At 69.8% G+C, this 21,052-nt stretch carries 17 protein-coding genes; 7 read left to right on the top strand and 10 right to left on the bottom strand.

Features of this window, described 5'->3' with window-relative positions:
- The first annotated feature begins 44 nt into the window (after positions 1-44).
- Both OG801_RS11730 and OG801_RS11725 read left to right on the top strand, forming a co-directional pair.
- The gene (locus tag OG801_RS11730) at positions 45-776 is read left to right on the top strand and encodes a TetR/AcrR family transcriptional regulator (RefSeq protein ID WP_229788632.1); all 732 of its coding nucleotides are present in this window, start codon (positions 45-47) and stop codon (positions 774-776) included.
- A 20-nt stretch (positions 777-796) separates the two neighbouring features.
- A complete protein-coding gene (locus OG801_RS11725; RefSeq protein WP_406035825.1) occupies positions 797-1,852 on the top strand; it encodes a CAP domain-containing protein in 1,056 nt (351 codons plus the stop codon).
- 3 nt (positions 1,853-1,855) lie between these two features.
- Here the strand turns inward: OG801_RS11725 and OG801_RS11720 are convergent, their stop codons facing one another.
- Genes OG801_RS11720 through OG801_RS11710 form a run of 3 tightly spaced genes read right to left on the bottom strand, consistent with a single transcriptional unit; the run spans position 1,856 to position 5,241 of the window.
- The gene (locus OG801_RS11720; protein ID WP_406035824.1) at positions 1,856-3,358 is read right to left on the bottom strand and encodes a DHA2 family efflux MFS transporter permease subunit; all 1,503 of its coding nucleotides are present in this window, start codon (positions 3,356-3,358) and stop codon (positions 1,856-1,858) included.
- Positions 3,359-3,412: 54 nt separating this feature from the next.
- Positions 3,413-4,219 carry an ABC transporter permease gene (locus OG801_RS11715; protein ID WP_406035823.1) on the bottom strand — a complete coding sequence of 269 codons (807 nt, stop codon included), beginning with the start codon at positions 4,217-4,219 and terminating at the stop codon, positions 3,413-3,415.
- Positions 4,216-5,241, bottom strand: a complete 1,026-nt coding sequence (locus OG801_RS11710) for an ATP-binding cassette domain-containing protein (RefSeq protein WP_406035822.1) — start codon at positions 5,239-5,241, stop codon at positions 4,216-4,218. The genes OG801_RS11715 and OG801_RS11710 overlap by 4 nt, the downstream gene beginning before the upstream one ends.
- A 212-nt stretch (positions 5,242-5,453) precedes the next feature.
- Here OG801_RS11710 and OG801_RS11705 point away from each other — a divergent pair, with 212 nt between their 5' ends.
- Entirely contained in the window at positions 5,454-6,410 is a 957-nt protein-coding gene (locus tag OG801_RS11705; protein WP_355019608.1) for a YafY family protein, read from the top strand.
- Here OG801_RS11705 and OG801_RS11700 read toward each other — a convergent pair.
- The 3 genes from OG801_RS11700 to OG801_RS11690 are packed head-to-tail and all read right to left on the bottom strand — an operon-like array spanning position 6,390 to position 8,393.
- A complete protein-coding gene (locus OG801_RS11700; RefSeq protein ID WP_355019607.1) occupies positions 6,390-6,950 on the bottom strand; it encodes a GNAT family protein in 561 nt (186 codons plus the stop codon). The two genes, OG801_RS11705 and OG801_RS11700, sit on opposite strands and share 21 nt — an antisense overlap.
- Positions 6,951-6,958: 8 nt before the next feature.
- Complete coding sequence (locus tag OG801_RS11695) at positions 6,959-7,747, bottom strand: serine hydrolase (protein ID WP_406035821.1); 789 nt, start codon at positions 7,745-7,747, stop codon at positions 6,959-6,961.
- 10 nt (positions 7,748-7,757) lie between these two features.
- On the bottom strand, positions 7,758-8,393 hold the full coding sequence (locus tag OG801_RS11690; RefSeq protein ID WP_406035820.1) for a hypothetical protein: 636 nt from the start codon (positions 8,391-8,393) through the stop codon (positions 7,758-7,760).
- Positions 8,394-8,544: 151 nt separating this feature from the next.
- Between OG801_RS11690 and OG801_RS11685 the strand changes: the two genes are divergently transcribed.
- Both OG801_RS11685 and OG801_RS11680 read left to right on the top strand, forming a co-directional pair.
- Complete coding sequence (locus OG801_RS11685; protein WP_406035819.1) at positions 8,545-8,901, top strand: sterol carrier family protein; 357 nt, start codon at positions 8,545-8,547, stop codon at positions 8,899-8,901.
- A gap of 9 nt (positions 8,902-8,910) precedes the next feature.
- The gene (locus OG801_RS11680) at positions 8,911-10,260 is read left to right on the top strand and encodes a dipeptidase (RefSeq protein ID WP_406035818.1); all 1,350 of its coding nucleotides are present in this window, start codon (positions 8,911-8,913) and stop codon (positions 10,258-10,260) included.
- On the opposite strand, the gene OG801_RS11675 is transcribed toward OG801_RS11680, so the two are convergent.
- From OG801_RS11675 to OG801_RS11665, 3 genes are all read right to left on the bottom strand, one after another.
- Positions 10,257-11,990 carry a sensor histidine kinase gene (locus tag OG801_RS11675; protein WP_406035817.1) on the bottom strand — a complete coding sequence of 578 codons (1,734 nt, stop codon included), beginning with the start codon at positions 11,988-11,990 and terminating at the stop codon, positions 10,257-10,259. The two genes, OG801_RS11680 and OG801_RS11675, sit on opposite strands and share 4 nt — an antisense overlap.
- A gap of 209 nt (positions 11,991-12,199) precedes the next feature.
- Positions 12,200-14,041 (bottom strand): sensor histidine kinase, encoded by a 1,842-nt coding sequence (locus tag OG801_RS11670; protein ID WP_406035816.1) that lies wholly within the window; start codon positions 14,039-14,041, stop codon positions 12,200-12,202.
- A 47-nt stretch (positions 14,042-14,088) separates the two neighbouring features.
- A complete protein-coding gene (locus OG801_RS11665) occupies positions 14,089-15,978 on the bottom strand; it encodes a HAMP domain-containing sensor histidine kinase (protein ID WP_355019600.1) in 1,890 nt (629 codons plus the stop codon).
- 179 nt (positions 15,979-16,157) lie between these two features.
- Here OG801_RS11665 and purF point away from each other — a divergent pair, with 179 nt between their 5' ends.
- Both purF and purM read left to right on the top strand, forming a co-directional pair.
- Positions 16,158-17,675 carry an amidophosphoribosyltransferase gene (purF, locus tag OG801_RS11660; protein ID WP_355019599.1) on the top strand — a complete coding sequence of 506 codons (1,518 nt, stop codon included), beginning with the start codon at positions 16,158-16,160 and terminating at the stop codon, positions 17,673-17,675.
- 14 nt (positions 17,676-17,689) lie between these two features.
- On the top strand, positions 17,690-18,751 hold the full coding sequence (purM, locus tag OG801_RS11655; RefSeq protein WP_355019598.1) for a phosphoribosylformylglycinamidine cyclo-ligase: 1,062 nt from the start codon (positions 17,690-17,692) through the stop codon (positions 18,749-18,751).
- Between the two features lie 108 nt (positions 18,752-18,859).
- Here the strand turns inward: purM and OG801_RS11650 are convergent, their stop codons facing one another.
- Entirely contained in the window at positions 18,860-21,013 is a 2,154-nt protein-coding gene (locus tag OG801_RS11650; protein WP_355019597.1) for a PhoX family phosphatase, read from the bottom strand.
- Positions 21,014-21,052: the final 39 nt, after the last annotated feature.

The raw sequence follows: 21,052 nt of genomic DNA, 5'->3' as shown, positions 1-21,052 counted from the left end.
GCCGGTCAACCCGTTTCTGGAGGGAGCAGGGCATGATGGAGGTGATGAGTTCCGACCTGATCCCTCGTCTGTGGGGCAAGTCCCCGCCCGGCCGGCGCGGCCCCAAGCCGGCGCTGAGCGCCGCCCAGATCGTCGAGGCCGCGTACGTCATCGCTGATGAGCAGGGTCTTGCTGCCGTCTCGATGGCTCGGGTCGCCGAGGCGCTGGGCTGCTCGCCGATGGCGCTCTATCGGCACGTGAAGAACAAGGACGAGCTGCTCATCCTGCTCGCCGACCGGCTCTGTGCGGAGCTGGTGGAGCCGGCGCGCGACCTGGGCTGGCGCGATGGTCTGGCGGCCTGGATGCGCGCGCAGGTCGACCTGTCTCTGAGTCGGCCGTGGTTCCTCGATCTGCCCCTCGTCGGCACGCTTCCCGGACCGAACCGCCTCGCCTGGATCGATCTCGGGTTCTACTACCTCCGAGAGGTGACGCTGCCCCCGGAGGAGAAGATGGCGATTCTCGGCATCATCTCGCAGTACGCCTTGGGTGAGGCGAGGATCGAGGTCGAGTCTGCCCGGTTCGAGGACAACCCCTATGCGAGGTTCGAGGAGATGCTCGTGACGTACGCGGATCCGGAGCGTTTCCCGAACCTGATGGAGTCGATGGCCGCCTGGCGGCCTGCTGGGCCTGGCGCGGAGTCCGACTCCGACGACCCGTCGGCTTTTGGGCAGAGCCTGCTGATGGCCGGGATCGCGGCCCACATCGAGCGCCACCTCGGGCGCAGCACTCCCAAGTAAAGGTAGATACCCTGGCGGGGATGTTCCCCCACCTGCATCGCCCCGTGTCCTATGTCCTCGCTCTGCTGTTGGCTGCTGCCGCGCTGCTCGTCAGCGCTGGTCCGGCGTCCGCGGGGGAGGGCGGAACGATCAAGCGGCTGGCGAACTCCGCTCGTGCCGACGCTGGCCTGGACCCGCTGACGCGCGACTCCGCCCTCGACAGTCTGGCGCGGAAGTGGGCCTACAAGATCGCTGCCGACCGGGCGCTCTCGCACAACCCCGACCTCGCCGAGCAGGTGCCGGAGGGGTGGCAGGGAGTCGGGGAGAACGTCGCCATGGGCTATCGGACCGGCGCGGAGATGCACCGGGGCTGGATGAACTCCGATGGGCACCGGGCCAACATCCTGGGCGACTACACCCACATCGGGATCTCCTTCGTGGAGGTCGACAACACCACCTGGGGCGTCCAGGTCTTCGCCAAGTACCCGCCGGGCGTGCGGCCGACCGAGAAGCCGAAGGCCACCGGTGCGCCGGCGCCGACCGCCCCAGCGGAGACCAAGGCCCCGACTCCCCGGCAGACCGCGAAGCCCAAGAAGTCGGCGACGGCTTCGCCCAGCCCCTCGCGTACGCCCTCAGCGTCCGTTTCCGCGTCGCCGTCGACGTCGCCTTCGGCGTCAGCCTCCGAGTCGGAGTCTTCCTCGGCCCCGCCCGTGGGCGACTCGGAGACGGCGGGCCCGGTGACGTTCACCGACGCCTCGGACGGTCCGACCCCCGCCTCCAGCGGGCTGTTCGGGATCGGCTTTGTCGAGATCGCCGTCGGGCTGCTCGCGCTGTCAGGGCTGGGGCTGCTCATCTCTCTGCTTCTGGCCCGGCGCCGGCGCCGCGAACCGCCCCGGCCTGACATGCAGGGCCCTCGGCACGCCCGGCCCGTCGGGCCGTACCCCGGTGGCGGACCGGTCTATCGGGGCCAGGTCCATCCCGCCGGACCCGGTCCCGGTCACCCCAACCCGGGTTACCCGAACCCTGGTCGCCCGAACCCTGGTCGCCCCAACCCGGGCGGCCCCAAGCAGTATCCCGGCGACCGACGCCCCTGGTAGGAACTAGTCGGCGACCGCGGCGGGGACAGGCCGCGGGCTGCCGACGGAGACGCTCCGAGCCGACGGCGTACGCCGGAAGACGAGGAATGCGACCACGCCCGAGATCGCCATCATCGTGACCGGCAGCCAGAACGCGACCTGCAGGGCCTCGGCGGCCAGTGGCGCGACCGCTGCTCGCTCGGCGGGAGCGAGGGAGCTGAGCGCTCCGATGCCGTCGCTGCCCAGTCCGGGAAGGCGGGACGAGAGCGCGGCGGCCAGGAGCACCGAGACGCCGGCGGTGCACAGGGCGGTGGCGACCTGGTTCAGCACGTTGATCATCGTCGAGCCGGCCGGGATGGCGCTGTCCTCGAGATAGCGGGTGGCGATGGTCATGGTCGGCAGCATCACGAACCCGGCGCCCGCGGTCGCGATGGCATGGGTCGTGGCCAGGGCCAGCATCGGCGCGTCCGCGCTCAGCTGGAGCGCCAGGGCGCCGAAGCCCAGGGTGGAGATCACGATGCCCGAGCCGATCACCGGCAGCGGCGGGAAGCGGTCGATGAGGCGGCCGGAGACCTGGATCATGATCCCGGCCGCGATGCCGGCGGGAGCCATCAGCAGTCCTGCGGTGGTCGCGGACTCGCCGCGTACGACCTGCCAGTAGAGCGGCAACAGGATCATCGAGCCGAAGTAGCCGCCGGCGAAGCAGACCAGCAGCGCGGCGCTGCCGCCGGTCAGGGGCCGGGCGAGGAGCCGGATGTCCAGCAGGGGAGCGGCGGCGCGGAGCGCGTGCCGGACGAAGAGCGCCACCAGGACGATCCCGGCCCCGATCGGGACCAGCACCTGAGCCTCGAACAGCGTGCCCTCCGCGAACGAGGTGCCCAGCACGAGCAGCGCCATCGCGGGCGGAAGCAGGAGCAGGCCGCGTACGTCCAGGCGGGCGCTCGGGCCGCGCTCCAGGCGTGGCAGGTTGCGCATCCCGAGGACGAGGCCGATCAGACCCAGCGGCAGGTTGATCAGGAACATCCACCGCCACGACATCGTGTCGAGCAGCCAGCCGCCCAGCACCGGTCCGAAGACGGGACCGACCAGCACCGGCAGGCCCATCAGGGCCATCAGCCGGCCACGCTCCTCGGGCGGCGCCGAGCGCAGTGTCAGGGTCATCGCGGCCGGCATGACGAATCCGCCGCCGAGCCCCTGGAGCACCCGGAACGCGATCAGCGACTCGACGTTCCACGAGGCCGCGACCAGGCCGGATCCGATCGTGAAGACGCCGATCGCGGTCAGGAAGACCTGGCGGGCGCCGAACCGGCTGATCGCCCAGGCCGCGGCCGGGATGACCGTTGCCAGGGCGAGCGTGTAGCCGGTGGCGACCCACTGGATCACCGGTAGCGAAGCGCCCGTCTCCTGGGAGAGACGGGCGATCGCGACCGCGACGATCGTGATGTCGATCGGGATCATCACCGTGCCGGCGATGACGGTGAGCACGATCGTTGTCGGGCTCGGGGCCGTGCGGGATTGGGGCGTCATGCGTCCAGTGTGGAAGCTAAAGTGAACTTGAGGTCAAGAGGTTTCGGCCCGACCTCAGCTCGACCTCTCCATCGTCCGTACGCCGACGAGCACCCCGCCCACCGCGACGGCAGCGGCCGCGACGAAGCCGCCGATGACGACATCGGCCGGGAACTGACCGGCGAAGAGCGCCCGCTCGGCCTCCACGACGTACGTCATCGGGTTGATGTCGCTGAGGAACCGCAGCCAGCCGGGCGCGCCGTCGAGGGGGAGGAGGACTCCCGAGAGGAGCAGCAGCGGGAAGATCAGCATCTGCTGGACCGTCCAGAAGACCCAGTCCTGCTCCTTCGCGGCGGTGGCCAGGGCGAAGCTGAGCGCCCCCAGGCCGATCGCGAAGAGCGAGACGATGACGGCTCCGACCAGGACCCCGCCGAGGTGGAGGTCGAAGCTGAACGGGGTCACCACGGCGAGGATGACGACCGTCTGGAACAGCACCGGCACGACCTCCTTCAGGGCCCGCCCGACCAGCAGGGACGGCCGTGAGAGAGGCGAGACGAGCAGCCGCTCGTGGGAGCCGGAGCGGATCTCGGCGGTCAGGTCGGCGCCGGTCATCGAGGCGCCCATCAGCGCGGTCATGACGACGATGCCCGGCACGAACCACTGCAGCGCGCTGCCGCTCTCGACGGCGGGCAGGAGTGGCGCGAAGAGGGCCAGGAAGACCAGCGGCTGCATCATCGCGAAGAGCATGGAGGCGGGCTGGCGCAGCTTGGGCGTGAGCTCGCGGAGCAGCACGGTCCAGGTGTCGGTGAGGAAGCCGGTCGGGCGGCTCGGCACTCGGGTGGTGCTCCGGACCTGTGCGGTCGGGACGGTGAGGGTGGTCATGCTGCTGCTCCTTCGGTCTGGGTGGTGGCGGACTGGGAGGTGGACTGGGACGACTCGCGCAGGCTGCGGCCGGTCAGGTCGAGGAAGACGTCGTCGAGGGTGGGGGTGCGGACCTCCATCCGGATCGCGGGGGTGCCGTGGGCGGCCAGGTCGATGGTCAACGCCGGCGCGCTGTCGGCACCGCGCGGTGCGCGGATCGAGACCTGTGTCCCGGCACGCTCGATGACGGTCGGACCGGACAGCGCCGACTCGACGCGGGCCGCGGCGGCCGTGGCGTCCGCCTCGGTGCCGAAACCGAGGAGCACCAGGTCGCCGAGCCTCTCCTTGAGCCGGGTGGCGGTGTCGTCGGCGATCACCACGCCGTGGTCGATGACGATCACCCGTCCGGCGAGCGCGTCGGCCTCCTCGAGGTAGTGGGTGGTGAGCACGATCGTGGTGCCGTCCTCGTGGAGCCGGCGGATCTGCTCCTGCAGGTTGGCGCGGTTCTGCGGATCGAGGCCGGTCGACGGCTCGTCGAGGAACAGCACCTCGGGGTGGTTGAGCAGCCCGATCGCGATGTCGAGCCGCCGCCGCTGGCCGCCGCTGAGCGTCTGGACCGGGCGGTCGGCGTACTCCTGCAGGTCGAAGGCCACGAGCAGCTCCTCGATGCGCGCCTTCGCGGCGGCGCGCGGGATGCCGTGGGCGCGAGCCTGGGACATCAGCTCGTCGCGGCCGCGCTGGATGAACGCGGCGGCGTTGCCCTGGCCGACGTAGCCGATCGAGCGCCGGACGGCGCCGCGTGAGCGGACGACGTCGTGGCCCGCTACCTCGGCGGTGCCGGAGGTGGGCGGGATGAGGGTGGTCAGCATCCGCAAGGTGGTGGACTTGCCCGCTCCGTTCGGGCCGAGGAAGGCGACGAGCTCGCCTTGGTGGATCTCGAGGTCGAGCCCGCGTACGGCCTCGACGGTCTTCTTGCTTCGGGTGAAGTGCCTGGTCAGCGCCTGAGTGCGGATCACCGGCCGCTGGTTGCTGTGGTTCGTCATGTCTCCAGTCTCTGAAGTCATCCGGTCAGCTTCTGTCCTCTTTCGAAACTTTCTTCCGAGTTCCGGTTTAGAAGTCCGACGAGTGGGTATGAAAGGGGTAGCGCGGCGTCGGTCGGCTCGAGGAGGGGGCGAGCCGACCGTCCCGCGGGCTCGACCAGGTTCCCGGGAAATCAGGCCACGAACTGACCGGAATGGCATCTAAGGTCGGACTCATGAGTACGAGCGCCCGGATGCTGCAGCTCCTCTCCCTGCTGCAGACCCACCGTTTCTGGCCCGGCACGGAGCTGTCCGTACGCCTCGAGGTCAGCGACCGTACGCTGCGGCGCGACATCGAGCGGCTGCGCGATCTCGGCTATGACGTCGACGCCACCCGAGGAGTGGCCGGCGGCTACCAGCTCAGGGCCGGTAATGCGCTGCCGCCGTTGCTGCTCGACGACGAGGAGGCGGTCGCGATCGCGGTCGGGCTGCGCACCGCGGCTGCCGGCATGGTCGCGGGGATGGGGGACATCTCCGCCCAGGCGCTGGGGAAGGTCGTCGCGCTGATGCCGCCGCGGTTGCGACGGCGGATGGACGCGGTCACCTCGCAGACCGACTCCATCCCGTGGGGCGGCCGGGTGCCGCTGGACGCCGGCGTGCTCGGGATCCTGGCGCAGGCCTGCCGCGACGACGAGGTGCTCACCTTCACCTATCAGGCGCCCGAGGCCGAGCCGACCCAGCGCCGCGTCGAGCCGCACCGGCTGGTCACGCTCGGCAACCGCTGGTATCTCCTCGCCTACGACCGGGTCCGCCAGGATTGGCGCTCCTTCCGCGTCGACCGGGTCAGCGACCCGATGACCACCGGCCAGATGTTCCGTCCCCGCGAGATCCCGGGCGGGGACGCGGCGACGTACGTGCAGGCGGGGATCCGCGCCCGCCCGGCAGCCCACGACGTCTGCGTCCTCTTCGGCATCGAGCCTGACGTGGTCGCGCGGCGGGTGGGGCGCTGGGGCGAGGTCGAGCCCGCCGAGGGTGGCTGCCGGTTGCGGATGCAGGTCGACGATCTGAGCTGGCCGATGATGATCCTCGCCGGCGTCGAGGCCGACTTCACGGTCGAGCAGCCCGCCGAGCTGGCCGAGCTGGTCAAGCAGGCGGGGGAGCGGTTCGTCCGCTCAGGCCCCGTCACGTCCTGATCGGGCCGGCCACTCCTCGCGCAGGAGCCCGTAGACCACCAGGTCCCGGCGCCCGCCCGGATAGGCCTGCGCGCCGCGCATGGTGCCCTCGTGGGTGAAGCCGAGACGCTCGGCGACCGCACGGCTGCGCTTGTTCATGACCGAGGTGTCGATGATCGCCCGGGCGATGTCGTACTCGTTGAAGAGGGTGTCCAGCAGCGCCGAGACGGCCCGGGTGATCAGGCCGCGGCCCTCGTATGCCTCGCCCAGCCAGTAGCCGATCGTGGCCGATTTCTCGTAGAGGTTGATCCGCGCGGTCGTGGCCCCGGCCACCTCGCCGTCCTGGCGGATGACGCACGGGATCGCCTCGCCCTGGACCCACTGGCCCAGCAGGTAGGTGCCGAACCCGGCGACGCTGAGCATGGTCTGCTGCCCGTGAGCCCACGGCTCCCATTCGCGGAGGTGGTCGAGGTTGGCGTTGATGAGCTTGTGGACGGCGAAGTCGGTCGATCGGTCACGCAGGACCATCTCCGCGCCGTTCCCGAGGTCGATGCTGAACAACTGATCTCCTACCGTGCCGGACCGGGACCTGGAGCGTAGCCGCCCTGCAACGCATCCAGGATCAGCGTGCCGTACGCCCGCATCTGAGCCAGCACCGGGATGACCTCACCCTGGAAACGGCAGATGACCGCGTACGCCGCCTGCCGGCCACCGACGTCGAGCAGCCCGACCTCGGCGCGGACGCCGTCGTCGGTGCCGGTCTTGCTCCACACCCGCAGGTCGCCCAGATCGGTGGGGGAAGGGTCGGTGTGGGACAGCGGGTCCAGGCCGAAGGCCGCGGAGACCATCGACAGGTCGGTGGACGGCGCCAGCCAGGACAAGACGGTGGGGTGCGGCGTACGGAAGTAGGCGACCCAGTCGGCGGCACAGCCGACGGAGAGCATCGGCGGATCCTCGTGCCTGCGCACGTCCCGGACCGAGTCGTTCAGCATCGACCCGCCCGCGGCCAGCCGCCGCGCGACAGCCTGGACCGGAGCCAGGCCGACGTGGTCGAGGAGCACGTTGGTGGCCAGGTTGTCCGAGACCGCGCCGACCAGCCGGGCGCAGTCGTTCATGGTCAGCGCGGGGGCGTCGAGGTGTTGCCACAGACCGCTGTCGGCGACGGGCGTGACGCTGTCCTTGCGCAGCAGCAGCTGCCCCAGCGACGGGTCATCGTCGAGCAGCTCGGCGAGGTGGTGCAGCAGGAAGACCTTGGCGACGCTGGCGGTCGGCAGCAGCAGGTCCGGAGCGGACTCGACCAGGGTCTCACCGGAGCCGGTGTCGACCGCGAGGATCGACCATTCCGTCCGTGAACTCATGCAACGGAGCCTAAACAGCCGAGGATGACTGGTCCTCGCGCAGCTCGCCGACGACCTGGATCTTCTGCCAGATCTTGCGGGAGAGGTCGACCGTGAGGCCCTCGACGGTGCTGACCGTGTCCAGGACGACGTTGTCCTGGGAGTCCTCGGCGCACAGCGCGGCCGTCTTGCCGACGAGGCTGAGCAGCTCGGAGCAGTACTCCAGGTAGTGGATCAGCTGGTCGGCGTCGAGGGTGAACTGGACGCTGGCCGAGGTCTCCTTGAACCCCGTACGCAGCCGCTCGGGGTCCTTGGTGAGCTGGTGCATGTCGATGATGTGGGCCAGCGAGCGCAGCCGGTGCAGCAGCTTCAGCGCGCGCGACCGCAGCAGCCGCTCCGGGATCGTGTAGAGGAAGAAGATCGCGACCGCGGCGAAGATCAGGTCGTTGACGGTGCTCTCCATCAGCGGCAGCCACTGGACCCCGGTGAGCGTCTCGTCGCCGAACGCCGTCGCCAGGCCCCAGATGATGGCGGCCAGCGTCAGCGCGAGGACCGCAACGATCAGCACGCGGGAGGCCGCGCGCGTCCACACCAACCGTTGCCGGAGCCGGTCCCCGACGCCGGAGGACTCCCTGATCAGGCCGGCCAGCTCCTCGGCGACCTTCACCAGACCGCGGTCGGGGAAGCGTGCCGCGATCCGTCCGTGTCTCGACGGTCTTCAGCACCATCTCCGACTCGAGTCTCTCCAGTCCCACGTCTCCGGAGCGTAGTGGTCGCGCGCCGCCTCGGCGGGCAACTGCCGCAGATAGGGTGTCGATGTGCCAGCACGACTCAAGCCCGCGGCCGCCGCCGACGTGGCCGATGCTCTGGATCGCGTACGCGCCGACGAGCCCGCCAAGGCAGATCTCCGCCTCCTCACCAAGCACTTCCTCGCCGTGCTCGAGGAGCGCGCGCCGGGCAGGAGTGTCGAGGTGCGCGTCCCGCCGTACGCCGCGGTGCAGTGCATCGAAGGGGTCAGGCACACCCGCGGCACGCCGCCGGCGGTGATCGAGACCGACGCGGTCACCTGGATCGCCCTCGCCACCGGGGCGATGACCTGGTCCGATGCCGTCGATCAGGGCCGGGTAAGGGCCTCAGGAGAACGCACCGACCTGTCGCCGTACCTCCCCTTGTAATCTCACCCTATGACCCTCTCCACCGAAGACATCAAGGCCCGTGTAGACGACCTCTTTCCCGGGATCCGCAAGGACCTCGAGGACCTGGTGCGGATCGAGTCCGTCAGCGCGGACCCCGAGCGCCTGAGCGAGGTCGAGAAGAGCGCGGAGAAGACCCGCGACCTCTTCGCGGCCGAGGGCTTCGACGTGGAGATCGTGCGCGCCTTCGACGGCGCCCCGCCGGCCATCGTCGGTGAGAAGAAGGGTCCCGAGGGTGCCCCGACGGTGCTGCTCTACGCCCACCACGACGTCCAGCCGGAGAACGACCACGCCGACTGGGACACCCCGCCGTTCGAGCCCACCGAGGTCGGCGACCGGCTCTACGGGCGCGGTGCGGCCGACGACAAGGCCGGCATCGCGGCCCACATCGGCGCGGTCCGGGCTCTGGGTGACGACCTCCCGGTCACCGTGCGCCTCTTCATCGAGGGCGAGGAGGAGGTGGCCTCTGCGACGCTGCCCCAGCTGCTCGAGAAGCACCAGGACAAGCTGAGGGCCGACGTCATCGTCATCGCCGATTCCGGCAACTGGGACATCGGCGTCCCGGCCCTGACGACGTCGCTTCGCGGTCTGATCCGCGTCGACGTCGAGCTCCGCACTCTGGGTCACGCGGTCCACTCCGGCATGTGGGGCGGTCTGGCTCCCGACGCGATCATGGCCCTCGTACGCCTCCTCAACACCCTCTGGGACGAGGACGGCGCTCCCGCGGTGGAGGGGCTCGTCTCGGGTCCGGCGGCCGACGTCGACTACCCCGAGGAGCGGCTCCGCGCCGAGTCCGGGGCGCTCGCCGGCCTGCAGTGGGTCGGCAAGGGCAGCGCCGTCGAGCGGATGTGGACGCAGCCGGCGATCACGATCACCGGTCTGGACGCCCCCAAGGTCGACGGCGCCTCCAACACGCTGTCCCCGACCGCGCGCGCCAAGGTCACCATCCGGATCTCCCCCGGCGACACCGGCGAGAACGCCGTCGCCGCCCTCACCCAGCACCTGGAGAAGCACGTCCCGTGGGGCGCCGAGCTCACCACCAAGGTCGTCGACACCGGTGAGCCGATCGCCCTGGACGCGACCGGCCCCGCCTACGACGCGGCCCGTGCCGCCTTCACCGAGGCCTGGGACGGCACCGCCCCCATCGACATGGGCGTGGGCGGCTCGATCCCGTTCATCGCGGAGTTCCTCGAGGCGTTCCCGCACGCCAGCGTGCTGGTCACGGGCGTCGAGGACCCCGACACCCGCGCCCACGGCGCCAACGAGGGGCTCCACCTCGCGGAGTTCCGGAGGGTCGTCGTCGCCGAGGCGCTGCTGCTCCAGAAGCTGGGAAGCTCCTAGCTCCCAGGCAGCGTCAGCGCCACCCGGGTGCCCTCACCAGGGCGTGAGTCGAGCTCGACCAACCCGTGGTGGCGCCTGGTGATCTGCTCGACCAACGTCAGCCCGAGCCCAGCTCCGCGTGAACCACCCAGCGCGGAGTTGGAGCCTCGGTAGAACGGGTCGAAGACCTCCGGCTGCTCCTCGTAGGCGATGCCGACGCCGGCGTCGGCGACGATGATCGTGACCTCGCTGCCGGCGCTGTAGAGCATCACCTGCACCCGCGAGCCGCGGTAGCTGTAGGTCAGCGCGTTCTTCACCAGGTGCAGGAAGGCCGCACGAAGCTCGCGCGGATCACCGACGACGTACGCAGGTCCGGTCGGGGTCGTCAGGACGCACTCGATGTCCTTCTGCGCTGCGTCGGGATCGAGCTCGTCGAGCACGTCGTCGAGCATCTCGGAGACCTCGATCGTGGTCTCGCCGGGGGCGTTGGCTGGGTCGCGGATCCGGGAGAGGAGCAGCAGGTCGCTGACGATGCCCTCGATCTGGGCGCTGCGTACGGTCAGCGTCTCCACCTGGACGATCCACGGCAGGGTGTTGGCGTGCTCGCCGGCCAGCGCGTTGAGTGAGGTGCCGAGCGCGTTCACCGGGATCCGGAGCTCGCGGGCGACGGCCTCGATCAGCCGGTTGCGTTCGCGGTCGGCGCGGGCGAGCTGCTGGGCGAGGTCGCGCTCCTGGGTGTAGGCGTTGGCGGTGAGCACGATGCGTCCGAAGTCGCGGCCCAGCTCCATCGCCAGCCGGCCCTCGGCGTCGGTCCAGGTGGGCCGCCCGGGCGAGCGGAGCAGGACGATGTGGCCGAGCCATTCATGGTCGGCGCCGACGGGTACGACCAGGGCGCTCTCCGCTCCCAGGGTCTCGAAGAACTTGTTGGCGACGGTGGCCTGCTCGTTCCACTCCGAGGAGTCCGCGATCCGCTCGCGGCACAGGATCGAGTAGGTGCCCTCCGCCCAGTAACGCGAGGTGTTCCGCGAGGTGAGCGCGGCCAGGCCCGGGTCGGGGTCCCAGTCGAGGCCCGGGGTCGCGTGCACGACCATCTCGTTGTGGGGGCCCTTGGTCGCCATCCAGATCCCGTCGGCGCCCAGACCGCGGATCAGCGCGTCGTGGCTGGCGTCGAGCACGTCGGCGAGGCTGAGCTTGGAGCTGGCGTCGCGCAGGAACTCCTTGGCGGTCTCGAGGTTCGCGGCGCGCTCGTAGAGCCGCTCGCGCTCGAGGTAGCCGCGCACGACCCGCTGGGCGCGCTTCGCGAACCGGTTGAGCACCCGGCGCTGGGTGAAGTCGGGCCGGCGGCCGCTGACCGGCATGTCGACCGAGAGACAGCCCTGGATGGAGCCGTCGTCACCGAGGATCGGCGCGATCAGCATGTCGTGGGGGTGCCACGCGTCGGGGGCGTCGATCATGTTGGTGGTGGAGACCCAGCTGCCCTCGTGAAGGTTCACCCGCTCCTGGGGGACGAACCGCCAGGAGCCCCAGTTCTCGCCGCGGGAGAGGTTGTCACGCAGGTCGGAGAGGGCCCACCGGGTGCCGAGGATCTCCTCGGCCGTCTGCCGTCGCCCGTGTGCGTTCAGACCGCTGGTGAAGCCGTGGACCGCGACCACCTCGAGCTCGTCGCCGCGGACGACGTTGATCGCGGAGATGCCGAAGCCGAGCAGCTCGCAGATGCCTTCGGAGATCATCTGGAGTGCGGGATCTGCCACCGGCAGCGACGTCCTGCTCGGCGTGCTCGCAGGCACGTCGAGGGCATCGACTGACTGTGGTGGGGGCATCCTTGCTCTCGGGTAGGTCGGTCAGGGAGGGTGTTGCAACTGCGTGGCAGTCCTGAGGACCTGGGCACCACGGAGTGTTGCACGAAACGCGCGCGCTGTGCAGCCGTAGGCGTCCGTCTCGACCAGATTGTGACGTTTGGTTAACCATGCGAGGTGGCGTCGTTGGCCAACGGAAGGACGAGGGAGACGCGGGTGCCGGTGCCGGGCTCCGAGCGCAGCGTGACGCGGCCGTCGTGGCGGCGCGCGACCCGGTCGACGATGCTGAGCCCGAGGCCGACGCCCTTCCGGCCGCCGATCGCCTGGCTGGACCCGCGGTAGAACTCGGTGAAGACCTGGATCTGCTCCGCCGCCGGGATGCCGACCCCGTTGTCGGTCACCGAGATGGCCGCCTCGCTGGCGCTCTCCACGATGTAGAGCCGCACGTGGCCGCCGCGGTGGGTGTAGACCAGCGCGTTGTCGACCAGCCGGAGGATCGCCGCCTTGATCTCGCTGCGGTCGCCCAGCACCTGGACGCTGCGCGAGGGCACGTCGAGGCTCACCTCGATGCCACGCTTCTCCGACTCGTACGTCCTCTGCTCGAAGATCTCCTGCAGGAGCGACGTCAGGTCGACGTAGGTCAGCGTCGGGCGCGAGGAGGGGTCGGAGAAGCGGGAGAACAGCAACAGGTCGTCGACCATCGCGACCAGCTGGTCGGACCGGCTGATCAGGTTGCCGACCTGCTGGAACCAGGTCGGCGATCCGCGGTCCTCGTGACGCATCGCGTCGATGCCGGTGGTGAGGGCGGTCAGCGGGTTGTGCAGCTCCTGCGCGACGGCCTCGATGAGTCGGCTGTGCACCTTGTCGGCGGTGGCGAGCCGCTGGGCGAGGTCACGCTCCTGGGTGTAGGCGTTGGAGGTGAGCACGATGCGCCCGAAGTCGCGACCGAACTCCATCGCGAGGCGCCCCTCGGCGTCGGTCCAGCGCGGCCGGCCCGAGCCACGCACCAGCACGAGATGACCCAGCGCGGTGGTCTCCACGCCGATGGGCACGACCAGGAGCGAGTCGGCCCCGACGGCATCGAGGAACTCGATGCCGAGCCTGGCGAACTTCCTTCGCTCGGCACCACCGTGATGCAGCGTGTGGAGGAGCAGCTCGCGGTTGACGATGGCGTGCTGGCCCTCGTTCCACAGCCGAGTGCTCTGGTAGGCCTGACCGGCCGCGATGTTGCTCTCGGTGGCGGTCCACCCCAGGCCGGGCGAGGCGTACGCCACGGACCCGCCCTCGCCGTCCTGGGCCTGCACGTAGAGGCCGTCGGCGTCGAGACCGCGGCTCATCGCCTCCTGGGTGGCCTCGAGCACCCCGGTGAGACCGAGCTGGGAGTTGGCCTCGCGCAGGAAGCTCTGGGCCTCGATCAGGTTGTTGGCCCGCTCCTCGAGGTATTCGCGCTGCAGGGTGAGCAGCACCGTACGCCGCGCCTGGCGGGCGAACCGGTTGAGGATCCGCTGCTGGCGCCGGCCGGGCCTGCGGCCGTTGGTCGGGCGGTCGATCGAGAGTACGCCGACGAGCTCGCCGTTCTCGTCGTAGAAGGGCGCCAGGAGCTCGTCGAGCCGGTGCCAGCCCTGCGGGTCCTTCAGGATGTCCTCGTCGGTGTCGGGGACCCAGTAGCCCTCCGCCTCACCGATGGTGTTCTTCTCGTGGGGCACGAACTTGATGTCGCCCCAGTCCACGGACATGTCCAGCAGGTCGGTGACCACCGAGACCGGGAACCGGGTGCCGAGCATCTCGGCGACGGTCATCTCGCCCTCGACGGTGTGGCCGCTCTCGTCCCCGTACGCCGCGACGATCTCGAACTCGTCCCCGCGACGGATGTTGATCACGGCGGCGCCGAAGCCGACGAGCTCGGTGACCCCCTCCGCGATCAGCTGCAGACCGGGATCCGGGCTCGGGTACGCCTCGGAGGCGCCGCTTGGCGCGTCCGGACCCTCTGAGGGCGTACTGGTCATGAGTTCTCCGCCGAGATGGAAACGCAACCCGTTACCGGTGCGTAAGGTTAAACAATGGGCAGCGTCACACGGAATGTGCTTCCCACACCAGGGGTCGAGTCGACGGATATCAGTCCGCCGCGTCGACTGACGATTCGAGACACGATCGTCAGACCGAGTCCGGTGCCTGGCTGTTTGAGGGCGGTGGGGTTGGTCGAACGGAAGAACTCGGTGAAGAGCCGGTCCTGGTCCTCCGGCGAGATCCCGAGGCCGTGGTCGGTCACCCGGAGCTCGAACCAGCCGGGGCTGGTGCGCGTGCTCACGATGACCTGACCGCCCTCGGGGCTGTATTTGATCGCGTTGGTGACCAGGTTGATCACGACCCGGTCCAGATCGCCCGGAGCCAGGGTCACGTAGACGTCGTCGGACGGCATCTCGAAGACGAGCTCGTGGGCGTCGCTGGTGGGCATCTCGGCGCTGAGCTGGCTGTGGACCTCCTCGAGCACGGGCGCGACCTGGATCGGCACCGTGGTCGGCAGGTGGTCGGGGTCGGAGACCTTCGACAGCATCGCCAGGTCGGCCACGATCTTCTCGGTGCGGTCGCGGTTGCGCGTCAGCGCGGTCAGCACCTCGGCGTACTCCTCCTCGGACTCCGCGTAGGGCAGCGACTCGATGTTCCACCGGAACGCGGAGAGCGGGTTCTTCAGCTCGTGGGCGACCGTCGCGATCAGCCGGCTCTTGTGGGCCTCGAGCTCGCGCAGGGAGTCGACCGCCGCCTTCTGGCGCAGGTAGGCCCTGGAGTTGTGGACCACGCGGCCGAAGTCGCGGCCGAGGTCGGCGGCCGTGATCAGCTCGAGCTCGCTCCAGTGGGGCTTGTCGGGACCGCGGCCGAGGAGCATCGCGCCGTACCACGTCTGGCCCGAGCCGATCGGGACACCGACGATCGAGCCGACCTTGTAGTGGCGGATCCAGTCGGTGATCAGCTGCTGCGTCTCCGGGTCGGGGTGGGGGAGCCGCTCGGCGCCGTCGGGGGTCTGCACGGTGATGCTGCGCTGGTCCCAGAGGTATTGCCCGTAGTCGACCATGAACGGGCTGGTCAGGTCCTCGATCGGGAGCTTGAAGTCCTCCCGGTAGACCTTGGTGCGGATGCCGCGGCCGCCCGGCTTGGACATGTGCAGCCAGAAGTCGGTCAGGTCGAGCACGTCGACCAGCCCGGTGCTCAGCGAGTTGAGGATCTCGTCGGGGTCCAGCTCGCGCCCGGCGCGGCGGATCACGTCGCGGGCGGCCTCGGCGAGGCGTACCTGCTCCGAGAGCTCCTCACGCTCCAGGGCGAGCAGGATGGCGCGCTGGGCCTGGGCTGCGTGCCGGCTGAGCACCGCCCGCTTCTCCATGTCCGGTCGGCGGCCGTCGGTCGGCAGGTCGACCATGAGTGCCCCGCGCAGCCGGCCGAGCGTATCGCGCAGCGGCGCGAAGAGCAGGTCGTGCGGGTCCCAGGAGTTGGGGTGGGGACCGCGGGCGATGTCCGGGGTCCAGCCGAGGGCCTGGGAATCGGCGTCGCGGCGTTCGGCGGGCACGAACTTGAACGAGCCCCAGTCGTCGGCTCGGGCCAGCTCCTTGTCCAGCTGGGCCACCGGGGTGGCGATGCCGAGGCTCCCGCTGCGTACGGACTCAGGCCCGGAGACCACCGCGATGTGGATATGGTCATCGGGCCTGGCGATGCTGATCGAGGCCACCTCGAAACCCGCGAGCGCGGTCAGGCTGTCGGCGATCAGCTGGAGGTCGGAGAGATCCTCGCCGGGGGTGAGCAGACCACCGATCTCGGCCAGATCGGTCGTGATCGTGGTCATCGTCGTGGTGAGGTCGCTTCTGGCGCGTTTCCCGCCCAACGGTGGTGGGGCGAATCCCGGTGGCACCGTCAGTCGGTGACCGCCGGCGGGCTTGGGCGCTGGAGAAGTCATCAGGTTGATTATCCGGGAAGACCGTCCCGGGCGGTAGGTCAGACGTGGATAGTTCTTTGCATTCGTGATCCCGAGACGTTCATGTGACCACTCTTACAGGACGGTCAAGGGTTCGGTGATCGCCGAAGGACGGCCTTACACTCGGTGCCGTGGTCAACCTCACCAGCTCAGGTAGGCACGTGTCCCGACGCAAGGGTGGCGACGGCCGGCTCACCGCCGCCCTCGACCCCCACGACCAGGGTCCTCAGGACCACTGCGGGGTCTTCGGTGTGTGGGCGCCGGGCGAGGACGTCGCGAAGCTGACGTACTTCGGCCTGTACGCGCTGCAGCACCGTGGCCAGGAGTCGGCGGGTATCGCGGTCAGCAACGGACGCCAGATCCTCGTCTACAAGGACATGGGCCTGGTCAGCCAGGTCTTCGACGAGCCGACCCTCGAGTCGCTCAAGGGCCACGTCGCCATCGGCCACGCCCGCTACTCCACTACCGGCGCCTCGGTGTGGGAGAACGCGCAGCCGATCTTCAAGCCGACGCCGGACGGCTCCGTCGCCCTCGGCCACAACGGCAACCTGATCAACGTCGCCGAGATGCGCTCGGCCGTCGAGGCGCTGCCCGAGCACTCCGAGGGCCGCCACGCCCCGGTCTCGACCAACGACACCTCCCTGCTCACCGAGCTGCTCGCCTTCCACCCCGACTCCTCGCTGGAGGCGCGTGCGCTGGAGGTGCTGCCGACGATCAACGGCGCCTTCTCGCTGGTGTGGATGAACGAGGACACCCTGTTCGCCGCGCGTGACCCGCAGGGCATCCGCCCGCTGGTCCTCGGCCGCCTCGACCGCGGCTGGGTGATCGCGTCGGAGGACGCCGCGCTGGCCACCGTCGGCGCGAGCGTGGTCCGCGAGGTCGAGCCCGGCGAGATGATCATCATCGACGAGTCCGGTCTGCGCTCGGTGCGGTTCGCCGAGGCCGACCGCAAGGGCTGCGTCTTCGAGTACGTCTACCTGGCCCGCCCCGACGCCAACATCGCCGGCCGCAACGTCCACGAGTCCCGCGTCGAGATGGGCCGCGAGCTGGCTCGCGAGTTCCCGGTCGACGCCGACCTGGTCATCCCCGTGCCCGAGTCCGGCATCCCCGCCGCGACCGGCTACGCGCTGGAGAGCGGCCTGCCCTTCGGCCAGGCGTTCGTGAAGAACGGCTACGTGGGGCGTACCTTCATCCAGCCCTCCCAAACCCTGCGCCAGCTCGGCATCCGGCTCAAGCTGAACGTGCTCGAGCACATGGTGCGCGGCAAGAAGGTCGTCGTGGTCGACGACTCGATCGTGCGCGGCAACACCCAGCGCGCGCAGGTGCGGATGCTGCGTGAGGCAGGCGCCCTGGAGGTCCACGTGCGGATCTCGTCGCCGCCCGTCAAGTGGCCGTGCTTCTACGGCATCGACTTCGCCACCCGCGCCGAGCTGATCGCCAACGGTCTCTCCGTCGACGAGATCGCCGCCTCGGTCGGTGCGGACTCGCTCGGATACATCTCCCTCGACGGGATGATCTCGGCGACCCGCCAGGAGCGCACCGCGCTCTGCACCGCCTGCTTCACCGGCGAATACCCCGTAGAGCTGCCCGACGAGAGCATGCTCGGCAAGCACCTCCTCGAGGTCTCGCTGCAGTCCCCGACCGAGGGCAAGGCCCTTCCGGTCCTGAACAACCCGTGATCGGAGATCTTGACGTGACTCAGAGCCAGAACGCGTACGCCGCAGCAGGTGTCGACATCCACGCCGGCGACCGCGCCGTGGATCTGATGAAGGTCTGGATCGAGAAGTCCCGGCGCCCCGAGGTGCTCGGCGGGGTCGGTGGCTTCGCCGGTCTCTTCGACGCGAGTGCCCTGAAGGCGTACGAGCGCCCGCTGCTGGCCACCTCCACCGACGGTGTCGGCACCAAGGTCGCGATCGCGCAAGCGCTGGACAAGCACGACACGATCGGGTTCGACCTGGTCGGCATGGTCGTCGACGACCTGGTCGTCTGCGGCGCCGAGCCGCTGTTCATGACCGACTACATCGCCACCGGAAAGGTCGTCCCGGAGCGGGTCGCGGCGATCGTCAAGGGCATCGCTGAGGCCTGTGTCGAGGCCGGCTGCGCGCTGGTCGGCGGCGAGACCGCCGAGCACCCGGGGCTGCTCGCGGCCGACGAGTACGACGTGGCCGGCGCGGCCACGGGCGTCGTCGAGGCCGACAACCTGCTCGGCGCGAACCTGGTCAAGGAAGGCGACGTCGTCCTCGCGATGGAGGCCTCCGGCCTGCACTCCAATGGCTACTCCCTGGTCCGCCACGTGCTGCTCAACTCCGGCGCCTACACGCTCGACGCGCAGGTCGCCGAGTTCGGCCGTACGCTCGGCGAGGAGCTCCTCACCCCAACCCGCGTCTACGCCAAGGCGTGCCTGGACCTGGCCCGCGGGACCCGGACCCACGCCATGTCCCACGTCACCGGAGGCGGCCTCGCCGCCAACCTGGAGCGGGTCATGCCGCCGGAGCTCTCCGCGCGCATCGACCGCACCACCTGGACCCCCGCGCCCGTCTTCGACCTCGTACGTCGCACCGGCTCCGTGGCGCTGGAGGATCTGGAGATGACCCTCAACTGCGGCGTCGGCATGGTCGCGCTGATCGACCCCGAGGACGTCGACGAGGCTGTACGCATCCTCGCCGGCTACGACATCCGCTCTTGGGCCGCCGGTGAGGTCACCGCCACCCCCGGCGGCAAGGTCGAGCTGACCGGCTCCTACGCCGGCTGGTGATCGCGTAGGAATACCCGGTTAACCGGGTATTCCTGCACTTCTCAGGCATTGCAACGCCTGAGAAGTGCAGGTTTCACCGGTTAACCGGGTATTCCGTCCCGCCGACGATCAGCGCTTGAAGACCTGCACGACCGACGGCCGCGGACCCGCGAACTCACCGACGGCGGCCTCGCCCTCCACGTAGTCGGGGAACAGCGAGCGCTGGTCGTCCCAGGAGCCATCCTCGCCCGGGTGCTGGACGGCGACGAAGACCGAGCCGTCGCGGTCGTGGATGACCGGACCGCAGGTCTCGGCGTCGCGAGGCACCGACAGGAACTGCTGGACCTTTCCTCGCTCGCGTCCCTCCAGCGGGACCTTGAACAGTCCGTCGCACTTCTGGATGGTGCTCGGTGCGCCGTCCGTGGAGATCCACAGGTTGCCCTCGGAGTCGAAGGCGAGGTTGTCGGGGCAGGAGATCGGCGAGACCTTGTCGGCCGGGTAGCCGGCGAAGTAGGTCGACTTGTTGGTCGCCGGGTCCCCGGCGACGAGGAGCAGCGACCAGGTGAACGTGCCGGCGGCCGCGTCACCGCGGGCCTCGGTGATCTCGACGATGTGGCCGTCACGGTTGGTGTTGCGCGGGTTGGGCTCGGTGGCCGACTCCTTGCCCACCTTGCCGCGGTCGGTGTTGTTGGTGCAGGCCACGTACACCTTGCCGGTCTTCGGCGACGGCTCCACGTCCTCGCAGCGGTCCATCTTGGTCGCGTTGACCTGATCGGCAGCCAGGCGGGTGTAGACGAGCACGTCGGCCACGGTCATGCCCGGGACCCGGCTCGCGCCGTTCAGAACCAGCGGCACCCACTGGCCGTACCCGTCGAACTTGCCGTCGGCCGGCAGCGTGCCCGAGCCGTCGATCTCGGCCGGGGCCGAGTCGCCGAAGAGGCGCGCGACGTAGAGGTCGCCCTCGGTGAGCAGGTCGAGGTTCGCGGCGCGGTTGCGCGGGTCGTACTTGCCCTTGGAGACGAACTTGTAGAGGTAGTCGAACCGCTCGTCATCGCCCATGTAGGCGACGGCGTGACCGGACTTGGAGATCGTGACGTTGGCGCCCTCGTGCTTGAAACGGCCGAGGTTGGTGTGCTTGCGCGGCGTCGAGGTCGGGTCGGTGGGGTCGATCTCCACGATGTAGCCGAACCGGTTCGGCTCGTTCTCGTAGCCCGCCTTGCGGGCGTCCCAGCGGTCCTCGACCGTCTCGAAGCCGTACGTCGTCTTCTCCCCGTTCGCGAGACCGTAGCGCTTGTCGCCGGCGCTGGTCCCGGCGGTCAGGAAGTAGCCGTTGAAGTTCTCCTCGCCGGTCACGATCGTGCCCCACGGGGTGGTGCCGCCGGCGCAGTTGCCGACCATGCCGGAGATCGTCTTGCCGGTCGGGTCGTCGACCGTCTTGAGCAGGTCGGATCCAGCGGCCGGTCCGGTGGCGGTGAAGGTCGTGGTGGCGGTGATCCGGCGGTTCTTGGGGGCACCCTGGACGTACGTCCACTTCTTGCCCTTGCGGGAGCGCTCCAGCTCCACGATCGAGAAGCCGTGAGCGGCCATGGCGATCTTCACGGCCTCAGTGGCGTCGAGGTCCGGCGGGAACATGATGCCGGCGTTGACGTACTCGTGGTTGTTGCAGAGCAGCGCCTTGGTGCCGGCGTTGTTGGTGACGATGATGTCGAGGTAGTCGGCGTTGTAGCCGAAGGCGAGCTCCTGCTTCGCGGCGGTCTGCGCGGAGGCGTCGAAAGGCTCGCCGCCAGCCAGGATCGGGTCGCCCCAACGCACGATCGGTTCCCAGGTGTAGCCGCGGGGCACGACGAACTTGTCGGTCTCGGCCGGCACCGGGGCGATCGGCGCGAACGGCAGGTTGCCGGGACGGCCGTGACCGTGGCCAGGCTTGGTCTGGAGGCCGCCTGCGGTCGCCGGAGCGGTCGCGGCGGCCGCGGCGGCGGGGGAGGCCGCGCCCAGCGCGATCGCTCCCGCGCCGATGCCGGCGAACCCGAGCATCTTGCGGCGGCTGAACACGGATCCCGCGATGTCGCGGAAGTACTCGTTGTCGGAGGTGTTGGGGGCGGGCTTGGCGCAAGCGCTGTCGCACTTGAGGGCGCAGGTCACCGCGCTGCGCTTGCCGCGCGTGTGTCCAGCCATGGGAAGCAGGGACAACATGGAGCGCCGGCCGTCGGTGACGGCGGGCGCAGCCTCGTCGCTGCACGAGGGACAGGCGGTGTCGGTCTGGATGTCGCTCAGTTCGGTCACTGCATTTCCGTTCAAGACGCGTTGTTGTCAGGTCTCCCA

It is taken from the genome of Nocardioides sp. NBC_00163 (assembly GCF_045206295.1).
Lineage (GTDB): Bacteria > Actinomycetota > Actinomycetes > Propionibacteriales > Nocardioidaceae > Nocardioides.
Note: the sequence above shows the minus strand (reverse complement) of the source record. Positions and strands in the feature narration are given on the sequence as shown.